This window comes from Collinsella aerofaciens (assembly GCF_039758815.1).
In the GTDB taxonomy this organism is placed as follows: domain Bacteria; phylum Actinomycetota; class Coriobacteriia; order Coriobacteriales; family Coriobacteriaceae; genus Collinsella; species Collinsella aerofaciens_BP.
The window spans coordinates 140,509-157,117 of record NZ_JBDMSK010000003.1; the positions used below are offsets into that span (position 1 = coordinate 140,509).

Consider the following 16,609-nt stretch of genomic DNA (forward strand, 5'->3'; position numbering starts at 1 on the left):
ATAAGTTTATTGTGCCGTTGAGCCGAGGAGTCGTTATGCCACGCGAGACCAATGCCGCCAAGCGCGAGCGCGCCATCGAGGTATGTGAGCGCCTCAACCGTCGCTATGGCCCGGTCGAGTGCTTTTTGGACCACGAGAATCCCTTCCGCCTGCTGATCGCGGTGCTGCTTTCGGCGCAAACGACCGATGCACAGGTCAACAAGGTGACGCCGCGGCTGTTTGCCCAGTGGCCCACGCCCGAGGCCATGGCCGGGGCGAGCGTGGCTGACGTGGCAGACACCATCAAGTCACTCGGCTTCTACAAGAGCAAAGCCAAGCATGCCGTCGAGGCCGCGCAGATGATCGTCGCCGACTATGGCGGCGAGGTGCCGGCCGACATGAAGGAACTCGTGAAGCTGCCGGGCGTGGGACGCAAGACGGCGAACATCGTGCTCAACGTGGGGTATGGCATCGTGGAGGGCATTGCGGTGGACACGCATGTCAACCGCATTGCGCACCGCCTGATGCTGAGTCCCAAGACGCATGCAAAGGAGCCGCTCAAGACCGAGCAGGATTTGCTCAAGATTTTGCCGCACGAGTATTGGGAGTCGGTTAACCATCAGTGGATCACCTTCGGTCGCGAGATCTGCGACGCCCGCAAACCCAAGTGTGACGAGTGCCCGCTGGCAGATTTGTGCCCCAGCGTGCGCGTAGCGGGGTAGGGCGGAACGCATCTTCGTCTGGCGTTTTTTGCGGGGCTGGGTTTGCCCTTGAGCCGGAGTCCTCTCCATGCGCTACCATGACAGACAATGTATTTGACGTACGACCCGCCGAGCTTGCCCCGGCGGGCTTTTGGCGTTGCAATGCCGGAGGAACAGCATGCTCATTCACCGTATAGCCGCGCAGCTCTACACTGCCGAGGCGCTGCAGACCGTCGAGGCCGGACTCGATGCCGGCGAGGACGTGACGCTGGCTGTGTCGCAGTCGGGCCGCACGCTTATGGCGGCCGCCCAGTTTGCGCGCCGCCCGCGTCCCACGGTCTACATTGTGAGTGGCGAGGATGCGGCCGATCGCGCCGCGCGCAGCCTTGCCGCCTACGTGGGCCTAGCGCACGTGTGCCGTTTTCCCGAGCGCAAGGACTATCCGTGGCGCGAGCAGGCGCCCGACGATGCCGTGGTGGCGCAGCGCTGCGAGGCACTGGGACGCATCGTGCGCGGAGACAATTGCATCATGGTCGCCTCGGCTCGCGCGCTGCTGCGTTGTGTGCCGCCGGTCGAGAGCCACTATTGGGAGTCCACGACCTTTGCGGTGGGCGAGGAGATTCCCTTTGACGAGGTGCCGCAGCGCCTGGTGGGCATGGGCTACACCAATGCCGGTGCCGCCGATGCGCCCGGTCTGTTCCGCGTGCACGGTGACACCGTCGAGGTGTTTCCCGCGCAGGAAAAGGCGCCCGTGCGCATTGAGTTTTTCGGCGATGAGATTGACCGCATCCGCCGTATGGTGAGCTCCACGGGCCAAACCATCGGCAACGAGGACAGTATCGAGATCTTCCCCTGCCGCGAGCTGGCGCTTACCGACGATGCCGTCCACAACATGCACGTGGCGCTCTACCGTGCCAGCCAGGACGACAGCAAGCTGGCGGCGCTGCTCGAGATGGTGGATACGCGCATCGTCACGCCCGAGCTCGACCGCTTTTTGCCGGTGATGTACGGCCAGACCGTAAGCCCGTTGGCGCACGTGAGCGGCAAGGCACTCGTGGTTCTGTCCGAGCCGCGCTCGCTGTTCGACGATTGCCTGCGTGCCTACGAGGATATCGAGGCGCGTGCTGGCGAGGCAGGGATTGACCGGCTGGATGGCCTGTATGTACGTGCCCAGCAGCTCGATTTTGGTGCCCAGCAGCGCCTGAACTACGTGAGCCTGATCCGTGCCGGCGGCGCGGTGACGGCGGAGCTCAAGATTGAGCAGCCGGCCATTGCGGGCTCGGACAATCGCTTTATGACGCGCATTCAGGAAGTCGTGGGCAAGCGCTACGCCTGCGTGTTTGCCATCCCCGACCGCGGTGCGCGCGAGTCGATGGAGCTCACCTTTGGCGACGAGGGCATTACCTTTGAGGAATCGCTGACCGCGGCGCCCGAAAATGTCGGCGCTATCGGCGACCGCGTGCGCGTGGCAGCGGCGGATTCCGCCGACCGTGCCGCACGCCAGGAGGCCCATGCTTCCATTCGCGAGCGTAAGGCCGACGCGCTCAACGCCCGCTCGCTCGAGGCGGGCGCCGCGCAGGCTGCCGCCGGCGCTGCCGTGCCCACCATCTCGCGCGGGCGCGTGACCTTTGTTGACGCTGCCCTGCCGCAGGGCGTGGTGGTGCCCGACGCCAATTTGGCCGTGTTCTCGATCGCCGACCTCAACGCCCGTATGGATGCCAACCGCGCGCGCAGCCGCCGCAAGGTGGACATTACGCAGATCACGTTTCCGTTTAAGCCGGGCGACTACGTGGTGCACGCCACTCACGGCATCGCGCTCTTTAGCGAGATCGCGCGCCAGGAAGTGGGCGGCAAGGAGCGCGACTACTTTTTGCTGGAATATGCCGACGGCGACAAGCTCTACGTGCCGCTCGAGCAGGTCGACCGCATCACGCGCTATGTTGGCCCCGACGGCGACAAGCCGCGCCTGACCAGGCTCAACACCGCCGACTGGACGCGGGCTACCAACAAGGCGCGCAAGAATGCCAAAAAGCTGGCGTTTGACCTGGTCGACCTGTATACACGCCGCTCGTCGATTACCGGTATCGCCTGCCCGCCCGACACGCCCGAGCAGATCGAGATGGAGGAGAGCTTTCCCTATGACGAGACGCGCGACCAGCTGGAGGCTATTGCCGACATCAAGGCCGACATGGAAGCGCCCAAGCCCATGGACCGCCTGCTGTGCGGCGACGTGGGCTTTGGCAAGACCGAGGTTGCCCTGCGCGCGGCGTTTAAGTGCGTGGACTCCGGCCGCCAGGTCATGGTGCTCTGCCCCACGACCATTCTGGCCCAGCAGCACTATGAGACGTTCTTTGAGCGCTTTGCCCCGTTTGGCCTCGAGGTCGAAGTGCTCAGCCGCTTCCGCACCCCGGCGCAGCAAAAGCGCGCGCTTAAGGCGTTTGCCGAGGGCACGATCGACGTGCTCATCGGCACGCACCGCTTGCTTTCTGCCGACGTGAACCCCAAGAACCTGGGCATGGTGATCATCGACGAGGAGCAGCGCTTTGGTGTGCAGCACAAGGAGCAGCTCAAGAACCTGCGCGAGCAAATCGACGTGCTCACGCTTTCGGCAACGCCTATTCCGCGAACCATGCAGATGGCCACGAGCGGCGTGCGCGACATGAGCCTGATCACCACACCGCCGACCGGGCGTCGTCCCGTGATCGTGCACGTGGGGGAGTACGACCCCGATGTGGTGAGCGCGGCGATTCGCCTGGAGGTGGGCCGCGGCGGCCAGGTGTACTACGTGTCCAACCGCGTTAAGACCATCGATGACGCCGTGGCGCGCGTGCATGAGGCCGCGCCCGAGGCGCGCGTGGGCGTGGCACACGGCAAGATGAGCCCGCGCGAGGTCGAGGACGTGATGATTGAGTTCGCGACCAAAAAGATCGATGTGCTCATCGCCACGACCATCGTGGAGAGCGGCATCGACAACGCAACGGCCAACACGCTGATCATCGAGGACTCGCAGCGCCTTGGCCTGGCGCAGCTCTACCAGCTCAAGGGCCGTGTGGGCCGCTCTGCCACGCAGGCCTACGCGTACTTTATGTTCCCCGGCGAGCTGCCGCTCACCGAGGAGGCAACGGCGCGCCTGACCGCACTTTCCGAGTTCCAGGACCTGGGCAGCGGCATGCGCATCGCCATGCGCGACCTAGAGATCCGTGGCGCCGGTTCGCTTATGGGAGCCGAGCAGCACGGCAACCTGTCGAGCGTGGGCTTTGATCTGTTTACGCAGATGCTGGGCCAGGCCGTGGCCGAGGCGCGCGGCGATGACGACGCCGGTGTGGAGGCGGCGAGCGTGGGTATTAACCTGCCGGCCGACTACTTCTTGTCCGAGGAGTACCTGCCGGCGGTGGACCAGCGCGTGCTCGTGTACCGTAAGCTCGCAGCGGCCGAGGACCTGGAGAGCATTGACGAGGTGCAGGAAGAGACCGAGGCCGCGCATGGTGAGCTGCCGTTGGCGGGACTCAACCTGTTCAATCGCGCGCGCATCCGCATTCGCGGCGAGCGCCTGGGGCTCGAGAGCGTCACGCTCAGCGGCGGTCGCATCACGTTTTTGGGCGTCGACGTGCCCAAGAAGGTGGCCTTTGAGCTTAAGACCCGCTATGGCGCGGTGAACTTCCCCAAGAGCCGCAAGTTGTCGGTGCCCTACAAGGCGGGCGCCGGCGCGGGCAGCGGCCTGGGTCGCGGTCTCGACGCCAACGACGGCACCGGCCCCGTGGCCGCGGCACTCATGCTGCTGCAGCAATTAGGCGCGAGCGACGATGACTAACAAGTAAGGGGCGTGGCGGGGCAGAGCTACCAGTTGTTCTTTGCCCGCCACCTCGCAGGTTGATTCCAGCCCCATCGAAAGGAAAGCATGTTCGGGTACATCTACAAGAAAGACGCCGCCGCTATCGCGGTTGTCCTGTGTCTTTGTCTGGGCGTGGGCAGTTTCTTCGATTATCAGATCTCGAGCGCGCTGTTCAACATCGGCAGCATGTACGGCCGCTTTATCGAGGCCGCTGGCGAGTTGCCGTTTGAGCTGACGGCGAGCATCGCGGGCGTTATGCTCGTGCGCGCGGTGCGTCCCGACTCCAGGGGCAGCAAATGGCTTGCCGCGCTCGGCATCCTCGTCAACGTTGGCCTGACCGGCTACGAGATCGTTTCGTCCCTGAGGGTTGGCGGTAAACTCATTGCGGCTCAGTTGGTGCTGACGTTTGTGCTGGTCATCGCTGCCAACCTTATCGTCTATCGCCTCACGCGCACGACCGAGCCCGACGAACTCACGCGCTGGGCGTTGATGGTGCTTGCCGTGTGGATCGCTCAGGCCATCATCCTCAACGTGATCGTCAAGCCACTGTGGTCGCGCCCGCGCATGCGCGTGATCGAGGTCACGCCGGGGCTCAATTTTCAGCCGTGGTGGGTGATCGGCAATCCCGACAAGTGGACCTATATCGCCGCCGGCGTGATCAAGGACGGGTTCAAGTCGTTTGCGAGCGGACACACGGCGCATGCGGCGATCGGCCTTATGCTCGCCGGGCTTCCCGCGGCAGCCTTTAAGGAAAAACCGTCGCGTCGCCGCGTGATTTTTTGGGCGGCGGCTGTGATCGCGGCGCTCGTCGCCTTTGGGCGCATCGTGATAGGTGCGCACTTTTTGAGTGACGTGAGCTGCGGTTTTGCCCTGGTACTGGCACTTGAGTGCCTTGCCGCGCGCATTGCCTATCCCAACGGCGTACAATAGCTCCGTTTGAATCATCTGGCCGATACCCGGTAAGAGAGGATTGCCATGCTCGCGTTTAACAACGATTATTCCCACGGCGCACATCCGGCAGTGCTGCAGGCGCTCGTCGACACCAATATGGAGCCGCAGCCCGGCTACGGTACCGATGCGCACACCGAGCGCGCCAAGCAACTTATTCGCGAGGCCTGCCAGGCCCCTGATGCCGACGTGTTTTTTCTGGTGGGCGGCACGCAGGCCAACGCGACGGTGATCGACATGCTGCTTGCGCCCTACGAGGGCGTCGTTGCTGCTGAGACTGGCCACGTCGCCTGTCACGAGGCGGGCGCTATCGAGTTTGGCGGCCACAAGGTGCTCACCATCCCCGGCTACGAGGGCAAGATGCACGCCGAGGACCTCGAGAACTATATCCAGGTGTTCTACGAAAACGAGAGCTACGAGCACACGGTGTTCCCGGGTGCCGTGTATGTGAGCCTATCGACCGAGTACGGCACGCTGTACTCCAAGGCCGAGCTCGCGGCGATTCACGCGGTGTGCCAGAAGCGCGAGATTCCGCTGTTTGTGGACGGTGCTCGCCTGGCCTATGCGCTGGCGGCCGATGAGTGCGACATTACCCTGCCCGAGCTGGCGCAGCTGTGTGACGTGTTCTACATCGGCGGCACCAAGTGTGGTGCGCTCTGCGGCGAGGCTGTGGTGTTCTGTGGCATGCACGCCCCGGCGCACCCCATTCCGCGAATTAAGCAGCATGGCGCACTGCTCGCCAAGGGCCGCCTGACGGGTGTGCAGTTTGAGGCGCTCTTTACCGATGGCCTGTATTTTGAGATTGGTCGACAGGCGATTGAGACGGCCCGGGCGCTACGTCGTGTGCTGCACGAGCGCGGTTACCAGTTCTTTTTGGAGACGCCCACAAACCAGCAGTTTGTGATTCTGCCCAACGAGGACATGGCCCGCATTCGCGAGCATGCGGCGATCGAGTACTGGGAAAAGTACGACGAGACCCACACGGTGGTGCGCTTTTGCACCAGCTGGGCCACGACGCGGGAGGACATCGACGCGTTGGCGGCTGTCCTGTAGCCTGATGTAATGACAAGGGGCCGCCCTGCGCCTGAGCTTGGCGCAGGGCGGCCTTTGCTTTTGGGGGAGAAGGGTTGTATGACCGAGATGTCCGAGCCGACGATTCGCCTGGCGACGCCCGAAGACGCGCCGGCGTTGCTTGCCATCTATGAGCCGTATGTGCGCCAGACGGCGATTACCTGCGAATATGAGGTGCCGAGCGTTGAGGAGTTCGCCGGGCGCATCGAGCGCACGCTCAAGCGCTATCCGTATCTGGTGATGGAACTGGACGGGCGTCCGGTAGGCTATGCCTATGTGAGTCCGCTCAACAGCCGCGAGGCATACGACTGGTCGGTCGAGACATCGATCTACCTGGCGCGTGATGTGCGCCACGGCGGGCTGGGCCGCAAGCTGCATGACGCGCTTAAGCAATGCCTGATCGCGATGGGTATCACCAACATGTGCGCCCTCATCGCCGTGCCGCACGACAAGGACGATGAGTACCTGACGCACAACAGCCAGGACTTCCATGCCCATATGGGGTATCGCCTGGTGGGCGCCTTTGACCGCTGCGCCCAAAAGTTCGGCCGCTGGTACGACATGTGCTGGATGGAGTTGGTCCTAGCCGAGCGCGTCCCCAACCAACCCAAACCAACCTGGTTCCCCGACCTCCCCAAACCTACCATTTAGGGACAGGTTTATTTTGGCAGGTTAGCCGATGGGCTCGGTGTATTTGGCACGGTCGGTGCGCTGGATGCGCTTGGAGACATGGAGCGGTCGGCCGTCGGTGTCGTACACGTAGTCGGTGATCAGGATCAGCGCCTGCCCGCGCCCAACGTTGAGCAAAAACGCCTCGTTTTGCGAGGCATAGCACACCTCAAAGGTCTTATGTCCCTGTGCCGGCGCGCGATGGAATTCCTGGCGCAGCGTGGCGTAGAGCGAACCGTTGATATCGCGATCGATGAGTGCTTCAAAGCTCGGTGGTAGATAGGTGGTCTCCAGGCACAGCGGCGCATCGTCCAGATAACGCAGGCGGACAAGTTTGACGAGCTTGCTGCCCACGGCGACATCGAAGAACTTGGCCGCATTGCCCGCGGCCTTGGCAAAGCCCGAGTCCACCGTGCGCGTGGTGGGCTTCATACCCTGACCCTGGACCTGTGTCGTGTAGCTCGAAAACACCAGGTTGTTCTCGTGGAGCGCCGGCGTGTCGGCCACAAAGGCGCCACGCCCGCGCTCGGTGCGCACCAGGCCCTCGTCAACGAGCACCTTAAGGGCGTGGCGTACGGTGCTACGCGACAGCCCCGATTCGTCCATGAGTTCCATCTCGGACGGCAGCTTGTCTCCGCGCGCGTAGGTGCCGGAGGCGATGCGGTCGCGCAGCATGCCCGCCAAGCGCTCGTATTGGGTCAGTCTCTTTTTAGATGAAGCGTTCATGCGATCAACCTGTATCTAACCTGTATGCGTATCTAATCAAGCATGTATTCAATACAACAACAAAACCGCTGGTATCAAGTTATCGAAAACCGTATCAGCAAATTTTTTAAGACAAATATAGCATACAACTAGTCGACATAACCAAAACATGTATGTAACTTGTATGCCATCGAGAGCATCAAACGAGAAGAAAGGCTGATGCACGATGACTACTCAGGAACAGGTTAAGGACGTCGTCTCCCAGGTTTTGGCCGACAAGGCAGACAAGGGCGGCATCAAGCGCGTCGTGTGGATTGGCGCCGGCGGATCCAACGGCGGCAACTATCCTGCCCAGTACTTTATGGAGCACGAGGCCACGCAGGTCGTGAGCTCCAGCTACACCAGCAATGAGTTCGTGCACGCCACGCCCGCCTACGTTAACGAGAACACCCTGGCCGTCGTCGTGTCCATGCGCGGCACCAAGGAGACCATCGTCGCCGCCCAGGTCGCCAAGGACCACGGCGCCAGCACCATCGCCATCTATGTCGACGAGTCCGGCCTCACCGAGGTCTGCGACTACAAGATCCAGTATGACAGCCTGGCCGTCGACGAGTCTTGCATGGGCCGTACCAACTCCGCCGTCGTGACCATGATCGCCATGGAGCTTACGCAGCAGACCGAGGGCTATGCCGAGTATGAGACCGCTATGGCCGCCTTCGACCTGGTCGACCCCATCTATCGCAAGGCCGTCGAGTACACCCGTCCGCTCGCCGCCAAGTGGGCCGAGCAAAACGCCGACAAGCCCTGCATCAACGTGATGGCTCAGGGTCCGCTCTTTGGTGCCGCCTACGTCTTTAGCATCTGCAACGTGCAGGAGATGCTGCAGATCGACTCCTGCACCATCAACACCTGCGACTTCTTCCACGGCCCCTTCGAGATCCTGGACAAGCGCACCTCGCTGTTCCAGCTCATCAGCGTCGGCCGCAGCCGCTGCAACGACGAGCGCGGCATCCGCTTCGTCAACCAGTACGGTGGCGAGCGCGTCTATCAGCTCGACGCCAAGGAGCTCGGCCTCAACGACATCAAGGACAGCGTGAGCGAGTACTTCAATCACCTGATCTTTGCCCCGATCCTCAACAACGTGTACATGCGTGCGCTCTCTGCCGTCACCCACAAGGACTACATGACGCGCCGCTACATGTGGAAGCTGGACTACTAGGGGATAGAGCGGCCTAACAGCTCGATGTCCTCATAAGTTGCGGTGGAATAGTTCCTGCTTGGGGGCTTGAAGCCTCTATTTAGGAACTATTTCACCGCAACCGCCCAGTAATCCGCTGGGGGCGGAGGAAAACGGATCACTTATCCGCTCGCCGATTTGTGTCTTGAAAAATGTATATAACGACTATAACGTAGTACGAAACATATTGGAAACAATACCGAGGAGGCTGCGTTGAAGAAGAGCAATCTGGGCTATGTGCTGGTGCTGATCGCCGCGCTTATGTGGGGCAGCATCGGAATCTTTGTAAACGGCATCTCGGCCATGGGCGTTTCGTCCCAGAGCATGGCTGCCTTTCGCTTGTTGGTCGGAGCGCTTATCTTGGCGCCGGTCCTGATGTTTATGGGCTGCCGTCCGGGTGAGGGGTCTACCGTGGCTCAGGGCCCGCTGGCCCTGTTCAAGGCAAGCCCTAAAGAGCTTGTTCCCTGCGCGCTTGTCGGTATCGTCGGTCTGGCCGCCGCCAACACCTGCTATTACGAGTGCATGGGCGAGGTGGGCATGTCCACGGCCTCGGTGCTGCTCTACACCTCGCCGGTGTTTGGCGTCATGCTCGGCCGCGTGCTTTATCGCGAGGACGTGACCCCCAACAAGCTCGTTGCCATTGTCTTTAACATCGTTGGCTGCGTGCTTGCGGTGACCAATGGCGACCTTTCCGGTTTTCATTTTTCGGTTTGGGGCGTCACGTCGGGCGTGATTGCAGGCTTTTGCGGTGCGTCGCTCGCGGTGTTTAGCCGAATAGCAACCAAGACGGTCCACCCGCTGGCTGTCACGTTTTGGGGCTTTGTTTTTGGCGGTGCGGTTATGGCGGCTATCGCGGCTCCGTGGCCGGATGTCGCCGCGGCAATGTCGCCACAGCTGCTGCTGCTGTTCCTTGGCTTTGGACTCATCCCCACGGCCGTGGCTTATATCTTATATATGCAGGGTCTATCCATGGGGCTCGAGACGTCGAAAGTTCCCGTCGTAATGTCATTCGAGACGGTCGTCACCGTACTGGTGGGCATTGGTGTCTATGCCGAGCCCGCCGGCGCGATCAAAGTCCTGGGCATCGTGCTGGTGCTCGCGTCCATCCTGATTATGAACACCGACTTCTCCAAGCTGCGCAACAGTGTGTTTGTCGGTCATGTCATTGAGAGCATGACCTTTAAGCCCAATGCGTGGTGGACCGAAAAATCGCAGGACATGGATCTGTTTAAGGAGCGCACCGGCATCGCGCTGGAGCCCACCGTGCAGGAAAGCCCCTGGTACTTCGTGCGATAAGGGATTGGCGCGGCGTCTGATCGGGCACCGCCTGGCCAGCGCCGGCCTTCCCTGCGCCAACGTTACGAGTACGTTAAACCCGTCAACGGTCGTTTTTCACCCGCGAACGGTCTTTATACTAATTAGCAATATCCGCAACGTATAAGACGTTATAATGACCATAACGAAAAGGAGGAGGCAAGATGAATCAGATCATTCTCGCATCTCATGGCGGCCTGGCCGCAGGCGCCAAAGACACGCTCGAGATGGTTCTCGGCGACGTGTCGAACGTCCACGTTGTGTCGCTTGCTCGTGACGACAAGGAGCCCATCACCAATAAGGTGGACGCCATGATCGCCACGTTCAACGCGGACGACACCGTCTATGTGCTGACCGATATGCTCGGCAGCTCGGTCAACAACAACATGGTCGAGCTTTCCAAGAACGGCACGAAGTTCACGGTTGTCAGCGGTTTCAACATCCCGCTGGCGCTCACGCTTGCTATGAGCCCCGTTCCCGTCAAGGGTGCCGAGCTCGCAGCCCTCATCAACGAGGCCCGCACCGGTCTGACCAACCCCAACGCACCGGTCGAGGCCGCCGCGGCTCCCGCCAAGAAGGCCAAGGCATCCCGTCACAGCTCCGGTCCCGCCAAGATCGTCCTCGCACGTCTTGACTACCGTCTGCTGCACGGCCAGGTCGTCTTTACCTGGACCACCAAGGTTCAGGCCGAGCGCATCATCGTCGTCGACAACGCTGCCGCCAACGATGACATCAAGAAGGGCGCTCTTAAGCTGGCCAAGCCCCAGGGCGTGCGCCTGAACGTCTTCACCGTCGAGCGTGCCCTCGCCAAGATGGACAAGCTCAACACCCTCGGTGAGCGCGTCATGTTCGTCTTTGGCAACACGGCCGAGATGCTGCAGTTCTGCCAGGGCTACAAGCTCGACGCCATCAACCTGGGCGCCACCGCCAACCACGACGGTGCCGATCAGATTGGCGGCAAGGACAGCTCCGTCTTCCTCGACGCCACCCAGAAGGCCGACGTCAACCAGCTGCTCGACATGGGCATCAAGCTCTATGTCCAGCAGACCCCTACGTATCAGAGCGTCGACATCGACGCCAAGCTGTAATCAACCAGGCTTTTGCCTGACTGAAAGGAGAAGGGTATGAATACGTTCATCAGTGCGGTGCTCGTCGGCCTCGTCGGCGTGTTCTGCATGTGGGACTCCCGCCTGCTCGGTCGTCTTAACTTCGAGCAGCCCCTCGTTGGCGCTACGCTCGTCGGTCTGCTGCTGGGCGATGTGCCCACCGGCCTTGCCGTCGGTGCCGCCGTCGAGCTCGTGTCCATGGGCCTGGTGCAGGTCGGCGCTGCCGTTCCGCCCGATATGGTCCTGGGCGGCATCGTGGCCGCTGCCTTTGCGTGCCTGACCGATGCTTCCGCCGAGACCGCCATGACGATCGCCATCCCGGTCGCCGTCCTGGGTCAGCTCCTCGGCATCGTGTTCCGTTCCATCATCGCCGCCCTCACCCATGTGGCAGATAACGCGATCGATAACGGAAAGTTCAAGACCGCCTACCGTATGCACATCTGCGCCGGCTCCGGTCTGTACGCCGTCATGTACTTCCTGCCGATCTTCCTCGCCGTCTTTGTTGGCACCGACCTGGTTCAGGCCATCGTCAACATGGTTCCCGAGTGGCTGTCCACTGGTCTTAACGTTTCGACCAAGATCATGACCGCCTACGGCTTGGCCCTGCTGCTCACCATGATGATCAAGAAGGGTATGACTCCGTTCCTGTTCATCGGTTTCCTGCTCGCCGCTTACCTCAACCTGTCCGTCATCGCGGTCGCTCTGATCGGTGTGTGCCTGGCTGTCGTCTTCATGGGCTTCAAGTTCAACGGTTCCCATGCAGCCGCCGGTGTCGATTCCGACTACGATCCGCTCGAAGACGACGAAGACTAAGGAGGAACACACTATGGCAACCGCAACCAAGGACGTGTCCCTGAACAAGAAGGTCAGCCAGTTCTTCTGGCGCTCCTGGGCCATCCAGGCCTCTTGGAACTACGAGCGTCAGATGAACATGGGCTTCCTCTACGGCATGGTTCCCACGCTCGATCGCCTCTATCCGGATGAGTCCGACCCCAAGCAGCTCGCTGCTAAGAAAGAGGCTTACCACCGTCACATGGCGTTCTACAACTGCACCCCGCAGACGAGCGCTTTCATCCTGGGCCTCTCCGCCTCCATGGAGGAGGAGTACGCCAAGGATCCCGAGAACTTCGATCCCGATTCGATCAACGCGGTCAAGACCTCCCTCATGGGTCCGCTTTCCGGCATCGGTGACTCTTTCTTCCAGGGCACCATCCGCGTTATCGCCTTTGGCCTGGGCGTTCAGCTGGCTCAGCAGGGCTCCATCATGGGCCCGATCCTGGCCATGCTCATCTCCATCGTCCCCTCTGTGCTGATCACTTGGTTCGCAGCCAAGATGGGCTATCAGGGCGGCCACGAGTACCTGAGCAAGCTTCAGGGCGGCGACCTCATGGAGAAGCTCATGTATGTCTGCGGCATCGTGGGCCTTATGTCCGTGGGCGGCATGATCGCTACGCTGATCGGCGCTACCACCCAGCTGCAGTTCGCTGAGGGCACCGTCGTTATCCAGGACATCCTGGACGGCATGATGCCCCAGATGATCTCCCTCGGCCTCACCGGCCTTATGTACTGGCTCATCAAGAAGAACGTCAACACCGGTTGGCTTCTCGTGATCGCCATTGTGGGCGGCATCGCCCTCTCCGCGGCCGGCATCCTGGCCTAGTCGCGACCAAGCGTCTAACCGCTTTCCCCCGGGGGCCTGCCTGGCATCCCATACCCCAGGCAGGCTTCCATCCCCAAAATGTGACAAAGGGACAGTCTCTTTGTCACATCCTCAACGGGCCGGCGACTCGGTCCAAACCACGGTAACCCTGCGAGCGCCCGGCAATGTGGCGCCGCAAAAATCGAAAGGAATGTGTCAGATGTACGAGATCGACCTTAACCTCCCTAAGCAGATCGTCGCTGACGTCCTGTCCAACCACGAGATCCACAGCGTCGCCTTCGTCGGCTGCGGCGCTTCCATGTCCGACCTTTACCCCGCCAAGTACTTCCTGGCCAACAACACGGACAAGCTGAACGTTCAGATCTTCACCGCTAACGAGTTCAACTACGACACGCCTTCCTGGGTCAACGAGCACACCTTCGTGATCACCTGCTCCCTCGGTGGCTCCACGCCCGAGACCGTCGAGGCCAACAAGACCGCCAAGAAGCACAACTGCCCGGTCGTCTCCCTCACCAACAAGGCTGGCTCCGCTCTGACCGTCGACGCCGACCACGTCATCGTTCACGGCTTCCACGCCAACTACGCTGCCAAGTGCGAGAAGCCCGGCTATGCCATCGCTCTTGCTGTCGAGATCCTTCAGCAGACCGAGGGCTATGACCACTACGAGGACATGATCACCGGCCTCACCAACGTCTTCGATCTCTGCGAGAACGCCGCTCAGCACTGCAAGAAGCTCGCCAAGAAGTTCGCCGAGGACTTCAAGGACGACAAGATGATCTACTTCATGGCTTCCGGTGCCTCCGAGAAGATGGCTTATTCTCACGCCGCCTTCCTGTTCACCGAGATGCAGTGGATCGACGCCGCCGCCTACAACACCGGCGAGTACTTCCACGGCCCGTTCGAGGTTTCCACCGAGGGTAAGCCCTACGTCTTCTTCATGTCCGATGGCGCTACCCGTCCGATGGACGCCCGCGCCCTCACCTTCCTTGAGCGCATGGGCGCCAAGGTCGCTCTGATCGACTCCAAGGACTACGGCCTGGCTGACGCCGTGCCCGCGAGCGTCGTCACCTACTTCAACCCGCTGCTGCACCTCGCCGTTATGCGCGAGTACGGCAACCAGATCGCCGAGGCCCGTCAGCACCCGCTGACCATGCGTCGCTACATGTGGAAGCTTTCCTACTAATCACAAGTAAGTAGACCTTACGGGTTGATTGAGAGGGGATGGGGTTTGTGCCCCATCCCCTTTTTTGCTCTGGGGAAGGCGTGTCTGTCGCGCCATAAAACCCCGGATAAAACCTACCAAAATAAACCTGTCCCTTTTTGGCAGGTGGGAGGAGATGCGTATGATCAAGGCAGTGCTGTTTGACATGGACGGAGTGCTGGTCGATACCGAGTGGTTCTACAACCGTCGCCGCGTGGCGTTTATGGAAGAGAAGGGGTTCCACTTTGACGAGATCCCCGATCTTTCGGGGTCTAACGAGCCTGCCATTTGGGAGGCGCTGGTGCCCGACGATGTTGAGCTGCGCGAGCGCCTGCGCGTGGAGTATAAGCAGGTCTACAGCCCGGACCATCCCGTTCCGTATGCCGAGCTGCTCAATGAGCAGACGGAGCCGGTGATGCGCAAGCTGCACGAGCGCGGCGTGAAGTGCGCCATCGCGAGCTCGTCCTATCGCGAGCTGATCGACGAGCTGGTGGGGATTGCCGGTATCGCCGGCGTGCTGGACTACACCATCAGCGGTCACGAGTGCAGCGCGTTTAAGCCCGACCCCGAGATCTACCTGCGTGCCATGGAGGCGCTGGGGGTGGAGCCTGCCGAGTGCCTGGTTATCGAGGATTCGCCTTTGGGGATCGAGGCTGGCAAACGTTCCGGCGCCCGCGTCCTGGCACTGCGTCCGCACGAGGGCGTCAACCTCGATCAATCGCGAGCCGATGCCGTTATTGATAATCTGACCGACATTTTGGCCGCTTTGTAGTGTCAATCCGCCGCGAGAAGCACGGGTTCAAACGTTTTTTGCGGTGGACTGGCTCAATTTGGTTTCGATTTTGATCCGTTTGGCTTCGATTCGGACTAAGTGAGTAGACTTTTTGGCGCAGGCCGAGCACAATGCATATCTTCCTTTGTAAAACCGCAGGTCACAGGGGTGGCGGTTTTGGGTGTGCTCGGCAGATCGTAAAAAGTCTACTCACTTGGAATTTTGCCCTTTGGTCGTGGGGGTTGCTGGTCCCGTTTTGGTTGTCGAGGGAGGTTGAATTGAAGCGCCCCCGCACGCTCCATGCTACAATCGCGGGCATGCCCCACAACCACATCTGCCTTCGAAAGGAGCCTACGTGGCGAACGCCATCGATCAGCTCACGGACCGCGTGCTCATGCTCGGCCGCCTCACCATCGTCCGCCGTGCCATTACTGCCGTGGCGGTCACAATTTCTGCCGTCCTCCAGACATTCCTGATCCAGGCGTTCATTCAGCCCGCCGACCTGCTTCCGAGCGGCCTCACCGGCGTTGCGGTCCTGCTCGATCGCGTTACCTCGCTGGGCGGCGTTCACATCGACATTTCGCTCGGTATGCTCGCGCTCAACATCCCCGTGGCGCTCCTATGCTGGAGCGGCATTAGCAAGCGCTTCGTCATCTTCTCGATGATGCAGGTCGTGCTCTCGTCGCTGTTCCTCAACGTCTTTCACTTCGCTCCATTTTTGGGCGACAAGATCATGCTCATCATTTTTGGCGGCGTGGTCTCGGGTCTGGGCGCTGCCATCGCACTTAAATCCGGCGCATCCACCGGCGGCACCGACTTTATCGCGCTGTGGGTTTCCAACCACACGGGCAAGACCATCTGGGGCGTCATCTTTGGTTTCAACTGCTTTATCCTGGCGATCTTTGGCTTTATGTTTGGCTGGGACAAGGCGGCGTATTCCATCGTGTTCCAGTTTATTTCGACCAAGACCATCGACAGTTTCTATCGTCGCTACGATCGCGTGACGCTGCAGATTACGACGCGCAAGGCAGACGAGGTCATGACTGCCTACGTAAACCATTTTCAGCACGGCATTAGCTGCGCCGAGGTCGTCGGCGGATACAGCCGCGAAAAGATGTACCTGCTGAACACCGTTGTTTCGACCTACGAGAGCCAGGACATTATCAAGTTGGTGTGCGACGTTGATCCCGGCGCCGTGATCAACGTGTTCCACACGCTCAACTTTGTGGGCGGCTGGTGGGGCGGTCATGTCGACGAGCCCATGCCCACGGCCGTTCCCGATCCCGACAAGCCCGCACGCATGGCCAGCAGGCAGGCGCGCCTCAGCGAACAGGACAGCCTGCAGCAGGACGACGGCAAGTAGGGTATTGGCATTTTGCCGGTCCTGCGCAACCCATCCGAACGAGCCCCCCCC

14 protein-coding genes are annotated in these 16,609 nt (G+C 61.1%); 13 read left to right on the plus strand and 1 reads right to left on the minus strand.

What is annotated here, in order from left to right:
- Positions 1-35 precede the first annotated feature (35 nt).
- The 5 genes from nth to ABHT90_RS03650 all read left to right on the plus strand — a co-directional run bounded on the left by nth (position 36) and on the right by ABHT90_RS03650 (position 7,182).
- A complete protein-coding gene (nth, locus tag ABHT90_RS03630; protein ID WP_035136768.1) occupies positions 36-701 on the plus strand; it encodes an endonuclease III in 666 nt (221 codons plus the stop codon).
- Positions 702-858: 157 nt separating this feature from the next.
- Entirely contained in the window at positions 859-4,491 is a 3,633-nt protein-coding gene (gene mfd / locus ABHT90_RS03635; RefSeq protein WP_346981655.1) for a transcription-repair coupling factor, read from the plus strand.
- Positions 4,492-4,578: 87 nt separating this feature from the next.
- A complete protein-coding gene (locus tag ABHT90_RS03640) occupies positions 4,579-5,442 on the plus strand; it encodes a phosphatase PAP2 family protein (protein ID WP_117746787.1) in 864 nt (287 codons plus the stop codon).
- Between the two features lie 45 nt (positions 5,443-5,487).
- Entirely contained in the window at positions 5,488-6,513 is a 1,026-nt protein-coding gene (locus ABHT90_RS03645) for a threonine aldolase family protein (protein WP_346981656.1), read from the plus strand.
- Positions 6,514-6,591: 78 nt separating this feature from the next.
- The gene (locus ABHT90_RS03650) at positions 6,592-7,182 is read left to right on the plus strand and encodes a GNAT family N-acetyltransferase (RefSeq protein ID WP_346981657.1); all 591 of its coding nucleotides are present in this window, start codon (positions 6,592-6,594) and stop codon (positions 7,180-7,182) included.
- A gap of 21 nt (positions 7,183-7,203) precedes the next feature.
- Here the strand turns inward: ABHT90_RS03650 and ABHT90_RS03655 are convergent, their stop codons facing one another.
- The gene (locus tag ABHT90_RS03655) at positions 7,204-7,926 is read right to left on the minus strand and encodes a GntR family transcriptional regulator (protein WP_006235140.1); all 723 of its coding nucleotides are present in this window, start codon (positions 7,924-7,926) and stop codon (positions 7,204-7,206) included.
- A gap of 205 nt (positions 7,927-8,131) precedes the next feature.
- Between ABHT90_RS03655 and ABHT90_RS03660 the strand changes: the two genes are divergently transcribed.
- The 8 genes from ABHT90_RS03660 to ABHT90_RS03695 all read left to right on the plus strand — a co-directional run bounded on the left by ABHT90_RS03660 (position 8,132) and on the right by ABHT90_RS03695 (position 16,558).
- Positions 8,132-9,124 (plus strand): SIS domain-containing protein, encoded by a 993-nt coding sequence (locus ABHT90_RS03660; protein ID WP_006235139.1) that lies wholly within the window; start codon positions 8,132-8,134, stop codon positions 9,122-9,124.
- 231 nt (positions 9,125-9,355) lie between these two features.
- On the plus strand, positions 9,356-10,438 hold the full coding sequence (locus tag ABHT90_RS03665) for a DMT family transporter (RefSeq protein ID WP_346981658.1): 1,083 nt from the start codon (positions 9,356-9,358) through the stop codon (positions 10,436-10,438).
- Positions 10,439-10,620: 182 nt separating this feature from the next.
- Positions 10,621-11,544, plus strand: a complete 924-nt coding sequence (locus tag ABHT90_RS03670) for a PTS sugar transporter subunit IIAB (protein WP_117646618.1) — start codon at positions 10,621-10,623, stop codon at positions 11,542-11,544.
- Between the two features lie 36 nt (positions 11,545-11,580).
- Entirely contained in the window at positions 11,581-12,375 is a 795-nt protein-coding gene (locus ABHT90_RS03675) for a PTS mannose/fructose/sorbose/N-acetylgalactosamine transporter subunit IIC (RefSeq protein WP_055310098.1), read from the plus strand.
- Between the two features lie 13 nt (positions 12,376-12,388).
- A complete protein-coding gene (locus ABHT90_RS03680) occupies positions 12,389-13,222 on the plus strand; it encodes a PTS system mannose/fructose/sorbose family transporter subunit IID (protein WP_346981659.1) in 834 nt (277 codons plus the stop codon).
- 199 nt (positions 13,223-13,421) lie between these two features.
- Positions 13,422-14,405, plus strand: coding sequence for an SIS domain-containing protein (locus ABHT90_RS03685; RefSeq protein ID WP_226812387.1), 984 nt, complete (start codon positions 13,422-13,424; stop codon positions 14,403-14,405).
- Positions 14,406-14,565: 160 nt separating this feature from the next.
- Positions 14,566-15,195, plus strand: coding sequence for an HAD family hydrolase (locus tag ABHT90_RS03690; protein WP_022095158.1), 630 nt, complete (start codon positions 14,566-14,568; stop codon positions 15,193-15,195).
- A gap of 355 nt (positions 15,196-15,550) precedes the next feature.
- Complete coding sequence (locus ABHT90_RS03695; protein ID WP_022095157.1) at positions 15,551-16,558, plus strand: YitT family protein; 1,008 nt, start codon at positions 15,551-15,553, stop codon at positions 16,556-16,558.
- The last annotated feature ends 51 nt before the right edge of the window (positions 16,559-16,609 follow it).

Bases quoted from the DNA above. Each gene is read 5' to 3' on its own strand.
- ABHT90_RS03690 (WP_022095158.1), top strand. From the start codon at position 14,566: ATGATCAAGGCAGTGCTGTTTGACATGGACGGAGTGCTGGTCGATACC.
- ABHT90_RS03685 (WP_226812387.1), top strand. From the start codon at position 13,422: ATGTACGAGATCGACCTTAACCTCCCTAAGCAGATCGTCGCTGACGTC.
- ABHT90_RS03640 (WP_117746787.1), top strand. From the start codon at position 4,579: ATGTTCGGGTACATCTACAAGAAAGACGCCGCCGCTATCGCGGTTGTC.
- nth (WP_035136768.1), top strand. From the start codon at position 36: ATGCCACGCGAGACCAATGCCGCCAAGCGCGAGCGCGCCATCGAGGTA.
- ABHT90_RS03670 (WP_117646618.1), top strand. From the start codon at position 10,621: ATGAATCAGATCATTCTCGCATCTCATGGCGGCCTGGCCGCAGGCGCC.
- ABHT90_RS03660 (WP_006235139.1), top strand. From the start codon at position 8,132: ATGACTACTCAGGAACAGGTTAAGGACGTCGTCTCCCAGGTTTTGGCC.
- ABHT90_RS03655 (WP_006235140.1), bottom strand. From the start codon at position 7,926: ATGAACGCTTCATCTAAAAAGAGACTGACCCAATACGAGCGCTTGGCG.
- mfd (WP_346981655.1), top strand. From the start codon at position 859: ATGCTCATTCACCGTATAGCCGCGCAGCTCTACACTGCCGAGGCGCTG.
- ABHT90_RS03675 (WP_055310098.1), top strand. From the start codon at position 11,581: ATGAATACGTTCATCAGTGCGGTGCTCGTCGGCCTCGTCGGCGTGTTC.
- ABHT90_RS03645 (WP_346981656.1), top strand. From the start codon at position 5,488: ATGCTCGCGTTTAACAACGATTATTCCCACGGCGCACATCCGGCAGTG.
- ABHT90_RS03650 (WP_346981657.1), top strand. From the start codon at position 6,592: ATGACCGAGATGTCCGAGCCGACGATTCGCCTGGCGACGCCCGAAGAC.
- ABHT90_RS03680 (WP_346981659.1), top strand. From the start codon at position 12,389: ATGGCAACCGCAACCAAGGACGTGTCCCTGAACAAGAAGGTCAGCCAG.